Annotated in this window: 17 protein-coding genes; 7 read left to right on the top strand and 10 right to left on the bottom strand. The window is 68.9% G+C overall.

The annotated features are described in order from the left end of the window. Window positions 1-10: 10 nt before the first annotated feature. The gene (queF, locus tag LXM88_RS19810; RefSeq protein WP_262536401.1) at window positions 11-841 is read left to right on the top strand and encodes an NADPH-dependent 7-cyano-7-deazaguanine reductase QueF; all 831 of its coding nucleotides are present in this window, start codon (window positions 11-13) and stop codon (window positions 839-841) included. Between the two features lie 108 nt (window positions 842-949). Here the strand turns inward: queF and LXM88_RS19815 are convergent, their stop codons facing one another. The 3 genes from LXM88_RS19815 to LXM88_RS19825 all read right to left on the bottom strand — a co-directional run bounded on the left by LXM88_RS19815 (window position 950) and on the right by LXM88_RS19825 (window position 3,892). Then, the gene (locus LXM88_RS19815; protein ID WP_006751946.1) at window positions 950-1,336 is read right to left on the bottom strand and encodes a RidA family protein; all 387 of its coding nucleotides are present in this window, start codon (window positions 1,334-1,336) and stop codon (window positions 950-952) included. Between the two features lie 133 nt (window positions 1,337-1,469). Continuing rightward, window positions 1,470-2,951 carry an N-acyl-D-amino-acid deacylase family protein gene (locus LXM88_RS19820; protein ID WP_262536420.1) on the bottom strand — a complete coding sequence of 494 codons (1,482 nt, stop codon included), beginning with the start codon at window positions 2,949-2,951 and terminating at the stop codon, window positions 1,470-1,472. 2 nt (window positions 2,952-2,953) lie between these two features. Further along, a complete protein-coding gene (locus LXM88_RS19825; protein WP_262536422.1) occupies window positions 2,954-3,892 on the bottom strand; it encodes a MurR/RpiR family transcriptional regulator in 939 nt (312 codons plus the stop codon). 119 nt (window positions 3,893-4,011) lie between these two features. Here LXM88_RS19825 and LXM88_RS19830 point away from each other — a divergent pair, with 119 nt between their 5' ends. Then, complete coding sequence (locus LXM88_RS19830; RefSeq protein ID WP_262536424.1) at window positions 4,012-5,292, top strand: amino acid deaminase; 1,281 nt, start codon at window positions 4,012-4,014, stop codon at window positions 5,290-5,292. Between the two features lie 167 nt (window positions 5,293-5,459). Beyond that, window positions 5,460-6,041 (top strand): DJ-1/PfpI family protein, encoded by a 582-nt coding sequence (locus LXM88_RS19835; RefSeq protein ID WP_021161332.1) that lies wholly within the window; start codon window positions 5,460-5,462, stop codon window positions 6,039-6,041. Between the two features lie 117 nt (window positions 6,042-6,158). On the opposite strand, the gene LXM88_RS19840 is transcribed toward LXM88_RS19835, so the two are convergent. Further along, window positions 6,159-6,605, bottom strand: coding sequence for a MarR family winged helix-turn-helix transcriptional regulator (locus LXM88_RS19840; protein WP_262536431.1), 447 nt, complete (start codon window positions 6,603-6,605; stop codon window positions 6,159-6,161). A 35-nt stretch (window positions 6,606-6,640) separates the two neighbouring features. Further along, the gene (locus LXM88_RS19845) at window positions 6,641-8,236 is read right to left on the bottom strand and encodes an MDR family MFS transporter (RefSeq protein WP_262536432.1); all 1,596 of its coding nucleotides are present in this window, start codon (window positions 8,234-8,236) and stop codon (window positions 6,641-6,643) included. Window positions 8,237-8,343: 107 nt separating this feature from the next. Between LXM88_RS19845 and LXM88_RS19850 the strand changes: the two genes are divergently transcribed. Then, complete coding sequence (locus LXM88_RS19850) at window positions 8,344-9,186, top strand: EcsC family protein (protein ID WP_262536433.1); 843 nt, start codon at window positions 8,344-8,346, stop codon at window positions 9,184-9,186. Here the strand turns inward: LXM88_RS19850 and LXM88_RS19855 are convergent. From LXM88_RS19855 to LXM88_RS19875, 5 genes are all read right to left on the bottom strand, one after another. Next, window positions 9,156-10,118, bottom strand: a complete 963-nt coding sequence (locus LXM88_RS19855) for an alpha/beta hydrolase (RefSeq protein WP_262536435.1) — start codon at window positions 10,116-10,118, stop codon at window positions 9,156-9,158. The genes LXM88_RS19850 and LXM88_RS19855 overlap by 31 nt on opposite strands. 89 nt (window positions 10,119-10,207) lie before the next feature. Beyond that, window positions 10,208-10,642: a CHRD domain-containing protein gene (locus tag LXM88_RS19860; RefSeq protein ID WP_262536437.1), complete on the bottom strand. Its 435-nt coding sequence runs from the start codon at window positions 10,640-10,642 to the stop codon at window positions 10,208-10,210. 399 nt (window positions 10,643-11,041) lie between these two features. After that, on the bottom strand, window positions 11,042-11,815 hold the full coding sequence (locus LXM88_RS19865) for a class II aldolase/adducin family protein (RefSeq protein WP_262536439.1): 774 nt from the start codon (window positions 11,813-11,815) through the stop codon (window positions 11,042-11,044). Between the two features lie 337 nt (window positions 11,816-12,152). Then, entirely contained in the window at window positions 12,153-13,814 is a 1,662-nt protein-coding gene (locus tag LXM88_RS19870) for a phospholipase D family protein (protein ID WP_412524116.1), read from the bottom strand. A 209-nt stretch (window positions 13,815-14,023) separates the two neighbouring features. Further along, window positions 14,024-14,740, bottom strand: coding sequence for a FadR/GntR family transcriptional regulator (locus tag LXM88_RS19875; RefSeq protein WP_262536443.1), 717 nt, complete (start codon window positions 14,738-14,740; stop codon window positions 14,024-14,026). 134 nt (window positions 14,741-14,874) lie between these two features. On the opposite strand from LXM88_RS19875, the gene LXM88_RS19880 reads away from it, so the two are divergent. From LXM88_RS19880 to LXM88_RS19890, 3 genes are read left to right on the top strand one after another with little or no spacing between them, the layout of a single operon-like run. Continuing rightward, window positions 14,875-15,672, top strand: a complete 798-nt coding sequence (locus tag LXM88_RS19880) for a (Fe-S)-binding protein (protein WP_262536444.1) — start codon at window positions 14,875-14,877, stop codon at window positions 15,670-15,672. Next, complete coding sequence (locus tag LXM88_RS19885; protein WP_262536445.1) at window positions 15,669-16,394, top strand: LutC/YkgG family protein; 726 nt, start codon at window positions 15,669-15,671, stop codon at window positions 16,392-16,394. Before LXM88_RS19880 ends, LXM88_RS19885 begins: the two co-directional genes overlap by 4 nt. Further along, window positions 16,391-17,836 (top strand): LutB/LldF family L-lactate oxidation iron-sulfur protein, encoded by a 1,446-nt coding sequence (locus tag LXM88_RS19890; RefSeq protein ID WP_262536447.1) that lies wholly within the window; start codon window positions 16,391-16,393, stop codon window positions 17,834-17,836. Before LXM88_RS19885 ends, LXM88_RS19890 begins: the two co-directional genes overlap by 4 nt. Window positions 17,837-17,869 lie beyond the last annotated feature (33 nt).

Raw genomic sequence — 17,869 nt, forward strand, 5'->3', positions numbered from 1 at the left:
GCGTCACGCAATGAATCCCGAACATTCCCCGCTCGGCAAGGCCACCGTCTACGCAGCCCGGTACGACGCGTCGCTGCTGTTCCCGATCCCGCGCGCCGGCGCGCGCGAGCAACTCGGCATCACGTCGGCGCTGCCGTTCTTCGGCACCGACATCTGGAACGCGTACGAGCTGTCGTGGCTCAACACGCGCGGCAAGCCGCAGGTCGCGGTCGCGACCTTCTACGTGCCGGCCGAATCGCCGAACATCGTCGAATCGAAGTCGTTCAAGCTGTATCTCGGCTCGTTCGCGCAGTCGAAGTTCGACTCGATCGACGCGGTGCGCGACACGCTGAAGCGCGACGTCTCGGCCGCATGCGGCGCGAACGTCTCCGTGCAGCTCGTGTCGGCGCACGATTTCGGCAAGCTCGAGATGGAAGAGCTCGACGGGCTGTCGCTCGACCGGCTCGATCTCGACACCGACGTGTACGAACCCGATCCGTCGCTGCTGTCGGCCGCCGACGCCGAGGATGAAGCGCCGGTCGAGGAGACGCTCGTGTCCGACCTGCTGCGCTCGAACTGCCCGGTCACCGGCCAGCCCGACTGGGGCAGCGTGCAGATCCACTACGTCGGGCCGCAGATCGATCATGCCGGCCTGCTGCGCTACATCATCTCGTTCCGCAATCACACGGGCTTTCACGAGCAGTGCGTCGAGCGGATCTTCCTCGACATCCTGCATGCGTGCAAACCGGTGAAGCTCGCGGTGTATGCGCGTTACACGCGCCGCGGCGGGCTCGACATCAACCCGTTCCGCACGAACTACAACCAGCCGATGCCGGACAACGCGCGTACTGCACGGCAGTGACCGCGTCAGGCGGTCGCCGCAGGCCGTAGCTCCATCGCCCAAACGAAACAGCCCGTCCGGCTCGCGCCGAACGGGCTGTTTTCCTGTGCGCGGGGAAGCGCGGCCGCGTTACTTCGCCGGCGCCTTGTACGCGATGCAGTCGACCTCGACCTTGCAATCGATGACCATGCTCGACTGCACGCACGCGCGTGCCGGCGGATGCTCGCCGAAGTACGACACGAACACCTTGTTGAACGACGCGAAATCGCGCGCGTCGTCGAGCCACACGCCGCAGCGCACGACGTGCTCGAGGCCGTAGCCGGCTTCCTTCAGGATCGCGATCACGTTCTCGATCGTCTGCTTCGACTGCGTGACGATCCCGCCTTCGACGACCTCGCCGTTCACCATCGGCGTCTGGCCCGACACGTACAGCCAGCCGTCGGCCTCGACCGCGCGTGCAAACGGCATCACCTGGCCGCCGGTACCCTTCGCTTCGCCTACGCCATATCGCTTCATCGTTTCACTCCTTGTTTCGTCGACCCGGGCAGGCGCTTCAGCACCGCCCCGGATCCCATGCAACACACGGTTGCGGATGCGCGCGCCGGCAGCGGCACACGCGGGAAGATCGGAACATCAGCCGCGTCCGGACTCAGAACGCAGCCTCTGCACCCGCCGGCACGCGCTCGCCGCGCGCGACGAAACCGCCGGCGCGCTCGCCGGTCGGCTGGCCGTTCTCGTAGGTCAGCACGCCGTTCACCCACACCGCATCGATCCCGTGTGCGGGCTGCTGCGGCTTCTCGAACGTCGCGGCGTCGATCACGCGCGCCGGATCGAACAGCACGAGATCCGCGTGGTAGCCGACATGCACTTCGCCGCGCCGCGCGATCCCGTAGCGGCGCGCGGACAGCGACGTCATCTTGCGGATCGCCTCCTCGAGCGGCAGCAGGTTCGTGTCGCGCACGTAATGGCCGAGCACGCGCGGGAACGCGCCCCACAGCCGCGGGTGCGGCAGCGGATCGTTCGGCAGGCCGTCCGAGCCGACCATCGTCGCGGGGTGCGACAGGATCCGCCGCACGTCGTCCTCGGACATGTTGTGGTACACGGCGCCCGCCGGACGGATCCGCTGCGCGGCTTCCTGCTCGGTCACGCCCCAGTCGGCCGCGATCGCCTTCAGCAGCTTGCCCGCGACTTCCGGGTGCGGCTCCGACCACGTGATCGTGATGTCGATGTCGCCCGTCACCTGCTTCAGGTCGAGCGTCGACGAGCTGCGGCTGTACGGATAGCAGTCGCAGCCGACCGGCTGGTAGCGGCGCGCGCCTTCGAGCGACGCGAGCACTTCGGTGCTGCGCCCCCAGTTCGACGGCCCCGCGCACTTCAGGTGCGAGATCACGACCGGCACCTGCGCATGGCGGCCGACGCGATACGCCTCGTCCATTGCGTCGAGGATCGCGTCGAACTCGGTGCGCATGTGCGTCGTGTACAGCGCGCCCGCGTTCGCGAGCGGCTCGGCGAGCGCCATCACTTCCTCGGCCGGTGCTGCGAACGCGGAGCCGTACGCGAGGCCCGACGACAAGCCGAGCGCGCCGTTCGCGAGCGCCTCCTCGAGCTGCGCGCGCATCGCGGCGATCTCGCCGTCGGTCGCCGCGCGGTCGAGGCGGTCCATCTGGTTGTTGCGCAGCGCCGTGTGGCCGACGAGCGCCGCGACGTTCACGGCCGGACGCGCATCGTTCACGGCTGCAACGTAGGCGGCGAAGGTCGGGTACTGGAACGCGCCGCGCTCGCCGAGCAGGTTCATCGGGTCGGGCGGATCGCCCGCGAGCGTCACCGGCGACGCGCTGATCCCGCAGTTGCCGACGATCACGGTCGTCACGCCCTGCGAGATCTTCGGCAGCATCTGCGGCGCGCGGATCACGTGCGTGTCGTCGTGCGTGTGCACGTCGACGAAGCCCGGCGCGAGTGCGCGGCCGTCCGCATCGACGACGGTTTCGGCGAGCCAGTTCGACAGGTTGCCGATCGCCGCGATCACGCCGTTGCGGATCGCGACGTCGCGCGTGACGGGCGGTGCGCCGGTGCCGTCGTACAGCTGCGCGCCGACGATCAGCGTATCGGCGGCTTCGGGATGCGAGTGCATGGTCAGTCTCCTACCGGTTGACGGTCTCCGCCGCCGCGATGCGCATCGAGCGCATGCTTGATGCGGCGCAGCGATTCTCGGCCCGCATCGCCGAGCCGCAGCGCGACTCCGGTGACGAGCACGTCGATCGCCATCATCATCGCGTAGCGCGATGTCGACGGCTTGTAAATGAAATCGGTTTCGAACGCGACGACCGGGATCAGGTGGTCGGCGAGCTTCGCGAGCGGCGAAGCCGGCGCGGTGATCGCGATCAGTTTCGCGCCGTAGCGCTTCGCGAGCCGGCAGCTCTCGAGCAGCTCGGGCACGCGCCCGCTCACCGACAGCGCGACGACGACCGCGTCACGCGACAGCGTCGCGGACACCATCCGCTGCAGCAGACTGTCCTGGTAGGTCGCGACCGGCCGGCCGAAGCGCACGAGCCGGAAGCGCAACTCGTCGGCGAGCGCGGTCGAGCCGCCGCCCTGCCCGTACACGTAGATCATCTTCGTGCCGGCGAGCAGGTCGGCCGCCGCGTCGAACGACGTGTTGCGCAGCAGCTGGTGGTTGTGCGCGAGCGCCACGCGGATCTCGTCGTAGACGACCGACGCGGGGCTTGTGTCGTCGGCCGGCGCACCGTCGGACGGCACCAGAAAGCGCTGGCCGACGGCCGCCGCCTGCGCGACGAGCACCTTCAGTTCGCGCACGTCGCGGCAACCGACGGCCTTCGCGAAACGTGTGACCGTCGCAACGCTGACCTCCGCGTCGCGCGCGAGCGCGCCGATGCTCGCATGCGCGGCGCGCGCGAGATCGGCGAGGATGAACGTGGCGACCTTGCGCTCGGCATCGCGAAGTTCGGGCGCGCATTCGGCGATCCGCGCGACGATGTCGAGGACCGGCGGGGCGGCCGGAGCCGGATGGGGCTCGGCCGCGAGCGGAGCGGACGGGGTGACGGGCGTATTCATCTGCGGAAAGGGGTGCGAAGCTTGATGTTACTAAATAACATCACCGCGCCGATGCTACTTTCTGTACCATCGGCATGTCAACTTCAGTGCAATGCATAGTGATGATGGAGCGGGATGACATGAAAGTTACAAACTATCAGGAAGCGACGATCGATCCTTTCGGCAAGGGCCTCGGCAACCTGCCGAGCGCCAGCGTGCCGCTCGGCGACGCGGGCCGGCTCGAGTGGAACCTGCTCGCGGAAGACGTCAGCCTGCCGGCCGCCGTGCTTTACGAGGACCGCATCGAGCACAACCTGAACTGGATGCAGGCGTTCGTCCGGCAGTATGGCGTCAAGTTCGCGCCGCACGGCAAGACGACGATGGCGCCGCAACTGTTCCGCCGCCAGCTCGACGCCGGCGCATGGGGCATCACGCTCGCGACCGCGCACCAGACGCAGGCCGCGTATCACGGCGGCGTGCGGCGCGTGCTGCTCGCGAACCAGCTCGTCGGCCGCCAGAACATGACGATCATCGCCGGGCTGCTATCCGATCCCGACTTCGAATTCTTCTGCCTCGTCGATTCCGCCGAGAGCGTCGACCAGCTCGGCCGCTTCTTCGGCGACGCGAAAAAATCGCTGAACGTGCTGCTCGAGCTCGGCGTGCCGGGCGGCCGCGCGGGCGTGCGCGATGCCGCGCAGCGCGAGGCGGTGCTCGCCGCGCTCGCGCGCTATCCGGACACGCTGAAGCTGGCCGGCATCGAACTCTACGAAGGCGTGCTGAAGGAGGAAGGCGAGATCCGCGCGTTCCTGCAAGGCGCGGTCGCGCTCACGCGCGAGCTGGCCGACGCGGGCCGCTTCGCGCGTACGCCGGCGATCCTGTCCGGCGCCGGTTCGGCGTGGTACGACGTGGTCGCGGAAGAATTCGCGAAGGCGTCCAACGCGGGCTTCGCTGAAGTCGTACTGCGTCCGGGCTGCTACCTGACGCACGATGTCGGCATCTACAAGAAGGCGCAGACCGACGTGTTCGCGCGCAACCCGATCGCACGCACGATGGGCGAAGGGCTGCTGCCCGCGCTGCAGCTGTGGGCGTACGTGCAGTCGGTGCCGGAAGCCGATCGCGCGATCGTCGCGCTCGGCAAGCGCGACGCGGCATTCGACGCGGGCCTGCCCGAGCCGGCGCGCCACTTCCGCCCGGGCCGCGACACCGCGCCGCGCGACGTCGCCGCCACCGAAGGCTGGGCCGTGACCGGGATGATGGACCAGCACGCGTACCTGCAGATCCCGCCGGGCGCCGACGTGAAGGTCGGCGACATGGTCGCGTTCGACATCTCGCACCCGTGCCTGACGTTCGACAAGTGGCGCCAGGTGCTCGTGCTCGATCCGCAGTTCCGCGTGACGGAAGTGGTCGAGACGTTCTTCTGACGCACATTGCGCGCGCCGCCCCGCCGCTCGCGCGGGGCGGCCGTCACGCGCGCTTCAATCTGCCGGAGTACACTGCGCTTTCGTCCTCGGGGCCCCTCGAGGCCGTTGCGCTCGTCTGCCGCGCACGGCGCGAACGGGCCCTCAACGCTGCTTCACTGGAGAAAGCCATGGCCGCGAAGAAGATCCTGTTCCTGACCGGCGATTTCGCCGAAGACTACGAAACGATGGTGCCGTTCCAGGCGCTGCAGGCCGTCGGCCATCACGTCGACGCAGTCTGCCCGGGCAAGCGCGCGGGCGACAAGATCAAGACCGCGATCCACGATTTCGAAGGCGACCAGACCTACACCGAGAAGCCCGGCCACCAGTTCACGCTGAACGCGGCGTTCGACGACGTCGACGCATCGCGCTACGACGCGCTCGCGATCGCGGGCGGCCGCGCGCCCGAATACCTGCGACTCGACCCGAAGGTGATCTCGCTCGTGCGCGAGTTCGCCGAAGCCGGCAAGCCGATCGCCGCGATCTGCCACGCGGCGCAACTGCTCGCGGCCGCCGACGTGATCCGCGGCAAGCGCATCTCGGCCTACCCGGCCTGCGCGCCCGAGGTGAAGCTCGCGGGCGGCGAATACGCGGACATCCCGGTCGACGCGGCCGTGACCGACGCGCCGTTCGTCACCGCGCCCGCATGGCCCGCGCATCCGGCATGGCTCGCGCAGTTCCTCGCGCTGCTGGGAACGCGCATCGAGCTATGAACGTGAAGTGATTTGAGATGAATTGAAGTGCCGGTCGGCAGCGGCGGGATATCGGGCCCGCCTGCCGGCCGCGATCGGCCCCGACCGCGGCGCGCATGCGCGTTCCCGCGCCGCGCTTCAGCGCGCGACCGGCGTCGAACCGACGTCCGCGATCCGCGATTCCAGCATCGCCAGCGCGCCCGACAGCGCATTCAGCACGTCGTCCGGCAACTGCGCCATCGTCTGTTCGAGAAACACCTTGCGGCGCGGCAGGCACGCGTCGAACGCGGCGCGGCCGTCGTCCGTCAGCGTCACGTTGGTCACGCGGTTGTCGCGTGCATCGGATTCGCGCTCGATCCAGCCGAGCGCGTCGAGCGACTTCAACTGGCGCGTGAGCGCGCCCGGATCGATGCGCAGCACTTCGACGAGCTTCTTCTGCGACGAATGCCCGCCCATCGTGTGCAACGCGACCATGATGCGCCAGCGCGGCATCGGCTGCCCGACGTGCGCTTCGAACGCGGTCATGAACGCGCGATACGTGCGTCCGAATTGCTGCAATATCGCGACGCGGTCCTGTTCTTCCATGCGCTGATTTCGTTTCCGGTGAATCGTTGATTCGTTCAATCGGCCGCGACGTGCGGCTCGATCTTGCGCCGCAGCGTGATCGGCGGCACGCGGCGGCACTGCCACACCGACACCACGGCGACGACGGCCGCCATCGCGACGCCCAGGTGAATCGCACTGACGAGCGATTCGCGGGCCGCTTCCAGCAGCAGCGCGCCATTATGCCCGGCACGCGTCAGCTCGGCGACGAGACCGCCCTGCGCTGCGCGGTCGATCAGGATCTGCGGATCGGCGAGCTGCGCATGCCACTGCATCGCATGGTCGGCCGACAGCGCATTGCGCACGCCGCCCGAATACATCTGGTTGACGAGCGTGCCCGTCAGCGCGGTGCCGATCATCCCGCCGACCATCCGCAGCGACTGCAGCAGCGCCGTCGCGATGCCGAGGTGCTCGCGGCCGGCCGCCTGCTGCGCGAACACGGTGAGGTTCGGCAACACGAAGCCGAGGCCGATGCCGCCCGCGACCATCAGCGCCATCAGCATCCATTGCGGCGTCATGTGCGTCGACACGACGATGCCCGCGCACGCGATCGCGAACAGCACGAAGCCGACGTGCAGCATTGCGTTCGGATTGCGGATGCGCGTGACGACGCGGCCGTTCATGATGCTGCCGATCGTGATGAACACGACGAGCGGCGTGATCACGAGCCCGGCCTCCTTCGGCGACATCCCGAAGCCGCCCTGGAACAGCAGCGGCGCGTAGAACAGCAGCGAGAACATCGAGAAGCCGGCGAGGATCGCGAGCACGAACAGCGCCGACAGTGCGCGGTTGCCGAACATGTCGAACGGCAGAATCGGCTGCGCGGCGCGCTTCTCCCAGTGCCACAGCGCAACGCCGGCCCCGACCGCGACGACGAGCAGCAGCGACGCCCAGCTCGCGACGCCGTACTTCGGCAGCCATTCGACGAACAGTTGCAGCGCGCCGAGCGACAGCGCGATCAGCAGCGCGCCCGGCCAGTCGAGCCGCATCTTGCGATCGTGCTCGACGTGGCGCAGGTGCGGCAGGTAGCGCCACACGAACAGCAGCGACAGCAGGCCGACCGGCAGGTTCACGTAGAACACCGAGCGCCAGCCGAACGACTGGGTCAGCACGCCGCCGAGCGACGGGCCGACCGCGTTCGCGATGCCGAACGCGGAGCTCATCAGCACCTGCCAGCGCAGCCGCACGACGGAATCGGGGAACAGGTCGGGAATGCATGCGAACGCGGTGCCGACCAGCATCCCGCCGCCGATCCCCTGCAGCCCGCGCGCGAGGACGAGGGTCAGCATGTCGTTGGCCATCCCGCACAGCACGGACGCGCCGGTAAACACGACGATCGACACGATCACGAACGGCTTGCGCCCGTAATAGTCGCCGAGGCGGCCGAAGATCGGCACCGTGATCACGGAACTGAGCAGATACGAGGTCGCGACCCACGCGTACAGGTCGAAGCCCCTCAACTCGGCGACGATGGTCGGCAGCGCGGTGCCGACGACGGTCTGGTCGAGCGCGACGAGCATCGTGACGAACGAGATCCCGATCATCGCCAGCAGCGATTCGCGGAATGGCAACACTTGCCCGCTCGAATGGTGGGCGGCAGTATGGACGGCCATTTTTTGTTGATGCAACTTTTGACGAGTCAAACAATCTTAAAATTCTAGCACGCCGGAGTAATCTAGGCCGGCGACGGTCAAACCGGCCCCGGCCGCCAAGGAGAATGATGGAACCGATTTCAATCACCCCCGCGACGACGCTGGCGCAGGAGGATCGGGACGCGCTGCGGCGCGCGAAGCAGGTGCTGGAAAGCCCGTCGCTGACGATGAAGCTGACGGGCGTGCTCGGCGCTCCGGTCGAGAAGATGATCGCCCGGCTGCCCGATTTCGCGACCGGCAAGATCAACGATGCGACGCAGCTCGCGCTGCGCAAGTGCCTGAACATTGCGCTGCGCACGCTCGGCAAGCCGCCGGCGCCGGACGCCGAGCCCGACAAGCCGAGCAACCTGCTGCACAAGCTCGCGGTCGCGACGACCGGCGCGGCGGGCGGCGCATTCGGTTTTCTCGCGCTACCGGTCGAGCTGCCGGTGACGACCACGCTGATCTTCCGCTCGGTGTGCGACATCGCGCGCAGCGAAGGCGAGGACCTGACGTCGGTCGATACGCAGTTGCAATGCCTGGCCGTGCTCGGCATGGGCGGCAACCCGGACAAGCAGGAAGAGGACGCCGATCTCGGCTATTTCGTGCTGCGCGGCGCGCTCGCGCAGGCGATCTCGAAGGCGTCGTCGGACATCACGACGAAAGGCATCGCCGCGCACAGCTCGGCCGCCGTGTTCAAGCTGGTGCAGACGGTGGCATCGCGCTTCTCGGTGCAGGTGACCGAGCAGATGGCCGCGAAGTCGATCCCGGCGATCGGCGCCGTGCTCGGCGCGACCGTCAACACGCTGTTCATCGACCACTTCCAGCAGATGGCGCACGGCCACTTCACCGTGCGCCGGCTCGAGCGCAAGTACGGCTCGACGGCCGTCAAGGCCGCCTATCAGGCGATCGACGCCTCGCCGACGCGCTGAACCGCGCGTTCGACCGCGACGCGGCGCAGGAACGCGGCCGCGCGGTCGAGCGCATCGCGCGCTTCCGGCACCATCGGCGTGTAAAGCTGCCACACGTGCGGCATGTCCGGCCACACCTCGATCTCCACCGGCACGCCGGCCGCCTTCGCCTTGTCGGCGACGCGGCGCGAATCGTCGAGCAGCACCTCGGTGCTGCCGACCTGGATGTACAGCGGCGGCAGGCCAGCGAAATCCGCATAGAGCGGCGATGCGTACGGATTCGTCGCCGGCGCGTCGCCGAGGTACAGCTTCGCGGCCTTGGGCAGCGCCGCGCCGGCGAACATCGGATCGGCGCCGTCGTTCGTGCGCAGCGTGTCGCCGGTGGCCGCGAGATCGGTCCACGGCGAGAACAGGATCGCGCCGGCCGGCAGCGGCTCGCCGCGGTCACGCAGCGCGACGAGCGTCGCGAGCGCGAGGCCGCCGCCCGCCGAATCGCCGCCGAGCACGATCGACTCGGGCGGCGTGCCGAGCGCCAGCAGTTGCCGGTACGCGGCCAGCGCATCGTCGAGCGCGGCCGGGAAGCGGTTTTCGGGTGCAAGCCGGTAGTCGAGCGAGAACGAGCGCACGCCTGCGCGCTTCGTCAGGCCGAACACGAGCGGCCGGTGGGTCTTCGTCGAACAGAAGTAATAGCCGCCGCCGTGGAAATACAGCAGCGTGCGGCCGGGCCCGCGACCCGCGCCCGCGTCGGTGCGTTCGAGCCATTCGCCGCGCAACGGCGCGTCGCCCGCGCCGTAGCACTGGTGCAGCCGGTAGCCCGACGGCGCGCGGTGCGGCACGACCATCCGCAGGTCCGTAAAGCGCCGTGCGCGGGCCGGATCGAGCACCTCGCGCGTGGTCTCGGGACGGAACTGCCGGCGCAGCAGCCAGCAGGCGAACTTGCTTTGCCAACTCATCGGACGCACTCCGTAATCGCAGTGTGACGATGGTACGTGCGATCGTTCCCGCGCCGCTCGAACGGAGCCTCTATATCAAACGCCGGCGCTCAGCTCGCCGGCATCACCTGGCCGCGGATCTCGCCGGACGGGTGCTCCTTCGTGTGGACGTTGAAGTACCACTTGCCGCCCATCAGGTCGGTGACCTGCGCGTCGGTGAGTTCCTTCGAACCCTTGATCGGGCTCGCCAGCTCGTCCTTCGGAATCGGCACCTGCACGCTGGCGTTCTGGCCGACCGGCGCGGGCCCGTGGAAATGCGCGGCGGTGGCCGGCCCCGTGAGGTGTTCGTAGGTGACCGTCCACTGCAGCATGTGCGTGGCCGTGTCGTAGGTGGCGTCGACGGCGCCCGAGCCCTTGGTCGCCGTCGGCGGCACTTCGCTCGACGGCTGCAGATTGGCGGACAGGCGCACCGTTTCGGCGGCGGCGCTGCCGGCGGCCAGCACACCCGCGAGTAACGCGACCTGCAGCAAACGCAGCTTACGCATGGACTCTCCTCGTACGACGTTGTACGCCGCCCAAACGGGGACGCTACACGTGATGGTAGTCGATCGCCGCCGATCCGGCAGCCCGCCGAACGGCCATGCAGCGAATCGCCGCACCGCCCGTCTGCGCGCCGCGCATGGCCGGCCATCTCGCGCGGCGTACGCCGCGTCAGTCTGCCTCAGGCTGGAACGGACCTTTGCAGCCTGACGGCTGAATCCGCGCGCGGCCTTTCGCTACACTTCGTCTCACAGTTGCTTGTTTCCTTCGTCCGAAGGAGTCTGCGAGTATTCACGCGGCCACCCGGCCGCGTTTTTTTTGCGTGCGCGGCCGGATCCGGTTCGCGCCGTCTCAAGCATGACGAAGCGATTGTGCTGCCGCTCACGGCACAACAGCACTTCGCGTCACGCGCGATAGCCAGGATCGATGCGATCGACAATGCGCTGCAACGCGTCGAACGCGTCTTGCCCCGCGCCATGCTTCGGATCGAAATTCAGCGAATCGCGCACGCACCCTTCGAGCACGGGCGGCGCGATCGGCAGCACGTCGCCGATCGCGTGCGTGGCAACCTGCACCTCGCATGCGCGGTTGAGCAGCCACATCAGCGAGAACGTCTGCGCGAGCGTCGCGCCGATCGTCACCGGCCCGTGGTTGCGCAGCAGCAGCACGGGCCGCCCGCCGGCACTCTCGACGATGCGCCGCCCCTCTTCCAGATGCACGGTGATGCCCTCGAAGTCGTGATACGCGATCTTTCCGTACAGCTGCGCGGAATAGAAATTCGAGAACGACAGCCCGTCGCGCGAACAGCACACGGCCATCGTGGGCGTCGTGTGCACGTGCATCACGCAGTGTGCATCGGGCAGCGCCGCATGAATCGCGCTGTGGAACGTGAAGCCGGCCGGATTGATCGGCCAGTCGGAATGGCCGATCACATTGCCGTCGATGTCGATCTTCACGAGGTTCGACGCGCATACCTCGCGGTAATGGAGCCCGAACGGATTGATCAGGAAATGCCCGTCCTCGCCCGGCACGCGCAGCGAGATATGGTTGTAGATCAGCTCGGTCCAGCCCAGATGATCGAAGATGCGGTAGGCCGCCGCGAGCTGCACGCGCGCCTGCCATTCGGCTTCGGAGAAGCGGGCGGGACGTGTGAACGGCTGGTTCGGTACACGTTGCATGGGGAACTCCGGTTGCGGGTGTGGGCGGTGCGCGTGGCGCGGGCCGTCCGGCGGCACCGTCACGCTGCCACGATAGTTGCGCGCACAACCATATCACCTTTCCCGGGGCACCGGTAACGCGGGTTTAGCCGGAGCGCTTCCGTCCCTTAGGGACTGTTCCCGCTAATAACGCACGTTCCCCCTGTTCCTGGAAAATTCATTCGTGGGGCTGGCCCCCAGAAGGGCCGATCGCTGCGTCATGCTCCTCGCGACTACGTCGAGTATTCGCTTCGTCGCATTCCTTGCGCTCGGCCCTTCTGGGGGCCAGCGCAAGCCCGCTATTAACAGGAACAGGCCCTTAAAGCTGGTCGTCGACCGGCAGCAGCATGAAGATGCCGGTCATCAGGTTGCGCAGCAACCCCGCGTGCGGATCGACGTGATAGGTGGTCGGCCGGCCGTTGTCCGTGCCCGTCCACTCGAGTTCGGGCGCGCCGCCGCCCGACTGCGTCGCGAGGCTCACGCGATAGCTGTCGTCCGGCTGCGTCACGCGCGCGAAGACCGTCGCGACCTGCTGCGCGAGCGCCGGGCTGTGGATCACGAGCGCGAGTTCGGTATTCAGGTGCGCGGAACGCGGATCGAGGTTCATCGAGCCGATCACCAGGATCTTCCGGTCGATCACGTACGCCTTCGCGTGCAGGCTCGCGCGCGAGCGCGACCCGAACACGCGAGGGCGCTGCCGGCCGGGCTGCGCCTTGAACTCGTACAACTCGACGCCGTGCTGCAGCAGCGGCACGCGGTACGGCCCGTAGCCGGCCTGCACGGCAACCGCGTCGGTCGCGGCGAGCGAATTGGTCAGGATCGCGACGCGCACGCCGCGCGCGGCCGCGTCGCCAAGGATCTTCACGCCCGCATCGTGCGGCACGAAGTACGGCGAGAACCCGAGGAATTCCTGCTGCGCGCCGCGCGTCAGTTCGACGAGGCGCTGCATCGGCGGGCTCACGTACGCGTCGGTCGGCTGCGCGACCTTGTCCGGCACGTCGGCCTTGAATTCGGCCGGCGCCCACACGAGCGCGAGCTCGTCGCGCGCGATCTGCTGCGCGAGCGGCGTCGCGTTCAGCGGTTTCGCGTTGTACGGATCGGCGTTCTGGCGCCAGTGGCCGCGCAGCTCGTCGCGCATCGCGTCGAGATCCTTCGGATCGAACGACTGGTGATTCAGCACGCGCAGCGGATAGCTGCTGGCGCTCGCCCAGTAGGTGTCGAAGCTCGCCGAGATGTCGTTCGTCACGGGGCCCGCGGCGAGCACGTCGAGATCGCGGAACTGCAGCGTCGGGCTCGCGCTGAAGTATTCGTCGCCGAGATTGCGGCCGCCGACGATCGCGATCCGGTTGTCCGCGATCATCGCCTTGTTGTGCATCCGGCGCGTGAAGCTGTCGATACGCGTGAAGAAGTCGGTCGTGCGCTCGACCATGCGCTGCCGCGACGCGCCGAACGGGTTGAACACGCGTATCTCGATGTTCGGGTGCGTGTTCAGCGCCGCCATGATGCGATCGATGTCGCGGAAGTTCAGGTCGTCGACCAGCATCCGCACGCGCACGCCGCGATCGGCCGCATACAGCGCCGCGGCGAGCAGCAGCTTGCCGGTCGTGTCCTCGGTCGCGATGTAGTACTGCATGTCGAGCGTCTTCGTCGCGGCACGCGCGAGCGCGATGCGCATCTGCAGCGCCTCGGCGCCGTCGGCCAGCAGCCGGAAACCCGACTCGCCCGGATGCGCGGCCTCGGACGCGGCCAGCGCGTCGCGCAGCGGCGTCGCGGTATCGGGCGGCAATGCATGGGAAACCGGGCGATCGAGCGTGGTGGCGGGCGGATGCGTCGCGCACGCGGCGACAAGCGACAACAGCACGCAGACGGCCAGCGCACGGGCCGTGCCGCATGCGGCACGCCACGACGGCGCGGCCGGCGCGCGCCGGATGAAAGACCTGTGCACGAAAACTTCCTCGACTGGCGGAGCAACGGTCCGCATTCGCCGCGGCGCGCGGCTGGCGGGCGGTTCCGGCCGATTCTAGTGGGCGCCCGATGAACCGGTCAATCGCGCGGCGGGCGCGTGCGCTGCCACGCCGCAGCATCGGTCGGCGCAGACAGCCGGGATTCGGCCGCCCGCCGCGCGCCGAGGTCCGACCGCCCCGGATCCGCCCGCCGGGCGGCCCGCGCACCGAAGCGGTCCGACCAATCTCATGCCCCGTCGCCGCTGCGCTCGAAATGGCTGCGCACGTAGTCGATATGCGTCTGCATCGCTGTGCGCGCCTCTTCGGGCCGGTGCGCGCAAATCGCGTCGCACACGACGCGGTGCTGCCGCAACAGCAGCTCGGACGCCTGCTCGTCGTGCGTCGTCATGCCCGCGGCGTTGATCGTGATGTGCTCGCGCAGCATTCCGATCACGCTCGCGTGCAAGTGCAGGAACATCGTGTTGTGCGATGCGAGCGCGATCGCCTCGTGCAGCTTCGCGTCGGTCGCGGCTTCGACGGTCGCGTCGTCGTTCGCATGCGCGGTTTCGAGTTCGCGCAGCAGCGTGCGGATCCGGTGCCGGTCGTTCGCGTCGGCCCGCAGCGCGGCGAAATACGCGGTCGCGCCTTCGAGCACGCGGCGGAATTCGAGGATGTCGTCGCGCAGCGCCGGATGATCGGCCACCAGCTGGCCCCACGGCGACGCGATGCCCGCGCGCAACTGGTCCGTCACGTAGACACCCGCGCCGCGCCGGCTCTGCAGCAGCCCGCGCGCGACGAGCCGCTGGGTCGCCTCGCGCACCGTATTGCGCGCGACGCCGTACTGCTGCGCGAGCAGACGCTCGGCCGGCAGGCGCGCACCGGCCGGCCAGGTGCCGTCGAGCAGCGCCGTCTCGATCTTGCGCATCACCACTTCGGTCCGGCCCCGTGCCGTCATCGCTGCCATCGTCGCGTCTCCCTCCGGATTGCCCGCCGTGCCGATTGGCCCAACCAATTTGAGCTGCGGCGCCGTCGCGGGAATTATGCAGCGAAATCGTCGTCCCGCATCCGCATGCCGGGCCGTCGCCACTGGAGCGAGACATGAACGAAAGGCAGTACCCAGCCGCCCCCGCGCACGTCTATCTGTTCGCGACCTGCCTGGTCGACCTGTTCGTCCCCGAAGCGGGGCTCGACGCGGTCCGCCTGCTGGAACGCGAAGGCCTGACCGTCCACTATCCGCGCGGCCAGAGCTGCTGCGGGCAGCCGGCCTACAGCAGCGGCAATCCCGACGAAGCGCGCCGCGTCGCGGCCGCGCAGCTCGACCTGTTCGCCGAACCGTGGCCCGTGATCGTGCCGTCCGGCTCGTGTGCGGGCATGATCCGGCACCACTGGCCGGCGCTGTTCGCCGACGACCCCGTCCACGGCCCGAAGGCGCGCGCGATCGCGGACCGGACCTACGAACTCGCCGAATTCCTCGTCCATGTGCTCGACGTGCAACTCGACGCAGCCGCGGCAAACGCCGGGCCCGACGAGCGCGTCGTGCTTCACACGTCGTGTGCGGCGCGCCGCGAGATGGGCACGCGCGTGCACGGCGTCGCGCTCGTCGATGCGCTGCCGGGCGTGACGCGGATCGAACACGAACGCGAATCCGAATGCTGCGGCTTCGGCGGCACGTTCTCGCTGAAGCATCCCGACATCTCCGGCGCGATGGTGCGCGACAAGGTCGCGTCGGCCTGCGCGACCGGCTGCGACCGGCTCGTGTCCGCGGACTGCGGCTGCCTGCTGAACATCGGCCACGCTGCGACCAAGGCCGGTGCGCCGCTGCCGGTCGAACATCTCGCGAGCTTCCTGTGGCGGCGCACGGCCGGCGCCGCATCGCTGCGCGGAGACAAGCGATGAGCGCGCGCGCCGCGATTCTCGCGCGCCTGCGCGCCGCCGCCCCGGGCGTCGCCGCGACGGCCGCCCCCGCGCTCGATGCACGCATCGACACGCATTACGACACGCGCCGCGCATCGGCCGCGCGCGATCGGCACCCGCTCTTACAGGCGATGCAGTCCGCGCTCGCCGCATCGCACGCGGACGTCTGGTGCGCGACCGACAACGAATGGCCCGCCCAGCTTGCGGCGCGTCTTGCCGACGCCGGCGTGCGCCGCCTGCTGCTCGACCCGGCCCGCGCCGAATCCGCGGCGCTCGCCCGCGCGCTGCCCGACGCGGTCGCGCCCGTGCCGTTCGACCGGCCGATCGATGCGTGGAAGACCGAACTGTTCGACACGATCGACGCGGGCTTCACCGTCGCACGCTCGGGCATCGCGGCAACCGGCACCGTCGTGCTCGCGCCCGATGCCGGCACACCGCGCACGGTGTCGCTGGTGCCGCCGCTGCATGTCGCGCTCGTCCATGCGAGCACGCTGCATGCGGACCTGCACGCAGCCGTGCACGCGGAGCGCTGGCACGCCGGCATGCCGACCAATCTCGTGCTGGTGTCGGGGCCGTCGAAGACGTCCGACATCCAGCAGACGCTCGCCTATGGCGCACATGGCCCGCGCCGCCTGTGGGTCGTGATCGTCACCGATTCGCCCGCGGATACGGCCGCAACCGCTTGCGAGGACCTGCCGCGATGAGCGACCACACGCTGCAATTCGTCGCCCCCGGCGACTTCAAGGCCCGCGCGCGCGCCGCGCTCGACGATCCCGCACTGCGCCAGAGCTTTCGCGGCGCGATGGATTTCCTGCAGGGCAAGCGCGCGACACAATTCCCCGACGACGCCGAGCTGCAGCAGTTGCGCGATCTCGGCGAAGCCGTGCGACAGCACGCGCTCGCGCAACTGCCCGCGCTGCTCGAACGGCTGGAGGCCAAGCTCACCGAAGCCGGCGTGCACGTGCACTGGGCCGAGACGGCCGTCGACGCGAACGCGATCGTGCTCGGCATCGCGCAGGCGAACAAGGCGCGTCGCGTAATCAAGGGCAAGTCGATGGCGAGCGAGGAAATCGAGCTGAACCATTACCTCGCGGATCACGGCGTCGACTGCATCGAGTCCGACATGGGCGAATTCATCGTGCAGCTCGCGGGCGAAAAACCGTCGCACATCGTGATGCCGGCGATCCACAAGACGCGCGCCGACATCGCCGAACTGTTCGCGGAACACATCCCCGGCACGCGCTACACGGAGGACGTCGACGAACTGATCCAGACCGGCCGGCGCGCGCTGCGCCGCGCGTTCGCCGACGCGGACATCGGCCTGTCCGGCGTGAACTTCGCGGCGGCCGACACGGGCACGCTGTGGCTCGTCGAGAACGAAGGCAACGGCCGCCTGTCGACGACGGTGCCCGACACGCACGTCGCGATCATGGGGATCGAGAAGGTCGTCGAGAAGCTCGAGCACATCGTGCCGCTGTCGAGCCTGCTCACGCGCTCGGCCACCGGACAGGCGATCACGACCTACTTCAACCTGATCTCGAGCCCGCGCCGCGATGGCGAGCGCGACGGCCCGCGCGAACTGCATCTCGTGCTGCTCGACAACGGGCGCACGCAGGCGTACGCGGACGAACAACTGCGCGCGACGCTGCAGTGCATCCGCTGCGGCGCGTGCATGAACCACTGCCCCGTCTATACGCGCATCGGCGGCCACGCGTACGGGACAACCTACCCGGGGCCGATCGGCAAGATCATCTCGCCGCACCTGCTCGGCCTCGACGCGACGGCCGACCTGCCGACCGCGTCGACGCTGTGCGGCGCATGCGGCGAGGTGTGCCCGGTCCGGATCCCGATCCCGCAACTGCTCGTGCGGCTGCGCACCGAGGCGAACCGCAAGCCCGACGAACCCGTCGCGCATCCGCTGCGCGGCCAGGGCGCGAACTACAACCGCGCGGAAGACCTCGTGTGGCGCTTCTGGTCGGGCGCGTTCGCGCATCCGCGCGCGTACCGCGCGTTCCGCTGGACCGCAACGCGCCTGCGTGCGCTGACACCCGCGAAACAGCTGGGCTGGACCCAGCACCGCACGCCGCTCGAACCGGCGCCGCGCAGCCTGTCCGACCTGCTGCGCGCACGCGGCCAGCCCGAATAGCACACCGCTTTCCTGACCGTACCCATAGAGATA

Origin of the sequence: Burkholderia sp. S-53 (assembly GCF_025560745.1) — a bacterium.
GTDB classification, from domain to species: Bacteria; Pseudomonadota; Gammaproteobacteria; order Burkholderiales; family Burkholderiaceae; genus Burkholderia; species Burkholderia pyrrocinia.

Bases quoted from the DNA above. Each gene is read 5' to 3' on its own strand.
- queF (WP_262536401.1), top strand. From the start codon at position 11: ATGAATCCCGAACATTCCCCGCTCGGCAAGGCCACCGTCTACGCAGCC.
- LXM88_RS19815 (WP_006751946.1), bottom strand. From the start codon at position 1,336: ATGAAGCGATATGGCGTAGGCGAAGCGAAGGGTACCGGCGGCCAGGTG.
- LXM88_RS19820 (WP_262536420.1), bottom strand. From the start codon at position 2,951: ATGCACTCGCATCCCGAAGCCGCCGATACGCTGATCGTCGGCGCGCAG.
- LXM88_RS19825 (WP_262536422.1), bottom strand. From the start codon at position 3,892: ATGAATACGCCCGTCACCCCGTCCGCTCCGCTCGCGGCCGAGCCCCAT.
- LXM88_RS19830 (WP_262536424.1), top strand. From the start codon at position 4,012: ATGAAAGTTACAAACTATCAGGAAGCGACGATCGATCCTTTCGGCAAG.
- LXM88_RS19835 (WP_021161332.1), top strand. From the start codon at position 5,460: ATGGCCGCGAAGAAGATCCTGTTCCTGACCGGCGATTTCGCCGAAGAC.
- LXM88_RS19840 (WP_262536431.1), bottom strand. From the start codon at position 6,605: ATGGAAGAACAGGACCGCGTCGCGATATTGCAGCAATTCGGACGCACG.
- LXM88_RS19845 (WP_262536432.1), bottom strand. From the start codon at position 8,236: ATGGCCGTCCATACTGCCGCCCACCATTCGAGCGGGCAAGTGTTGCCA.
- LXM88_RS19850 (WP_262536433.1), top strand. From the start codon at position 8,344: ATGGAACCGATTTCAATCACCCCCGCGACGACGCTGGCGCAGGAGGAT.
- LXM88_RS19855 (WP_262536435.1), bottom strand. From the start codon at position 10,118: ATGAGTTGGCAAAGCAAGTTCGCCTGCTGGCTGCTGCGCCGGCAGTTC.
- LXM88_RS19860 (WP_262536437.1), bottom strand. From the start codon at position 10,642: ATGCGTAAGCTGCGTTTGCTGCAGGTCGCGTTACTCGCGGGTGTGCTG.
- LXM88_RS19865 (WP_262536439.1), bottom strand. From the start codon at position 11,815: ATGCAACGTGTACCGAACCAGCCGTTCACACGTCCCGCCCGCTTCTCC.
- LXM88_RS19870 (WP_412524116.1), bottom strand. From the start codon at position 13,814: ATGCGGACCGTTGCTCCGCCAGTCGAGGAAGTTTTCGTGCACAGGTCT.
- LXM88_RS19875 (WP_262536443.1), bottom strand. From the start codon at position 14,740: ATGGCAGCGATGACGGCACGGGGCCGGACCGAAGTGGTGATGCGCAAG.
- LXM88_RS19880 (WP_262536444.1), top strand. From the start codon at position 14,875: ATGAACGAAAGGCAGTACCCAGCCGCCCCCGCGCACGTCTATCTGTTC.
- LXM88_RS19885 (WP_262536445.1), top strand. From the start codon at position 15,669: ATGAGCGCGCGCGCCGCGATTCTCGCGCGCCTGCGCGCCGCCGCCCCG.
- LXM88_RS19890 (WP_262536447.1), top strand. From the start codon at position 16,391: ATGAGCGACCACACGCTGCAATTCGTCGCCCCCGGCGACTTCAAGGCC.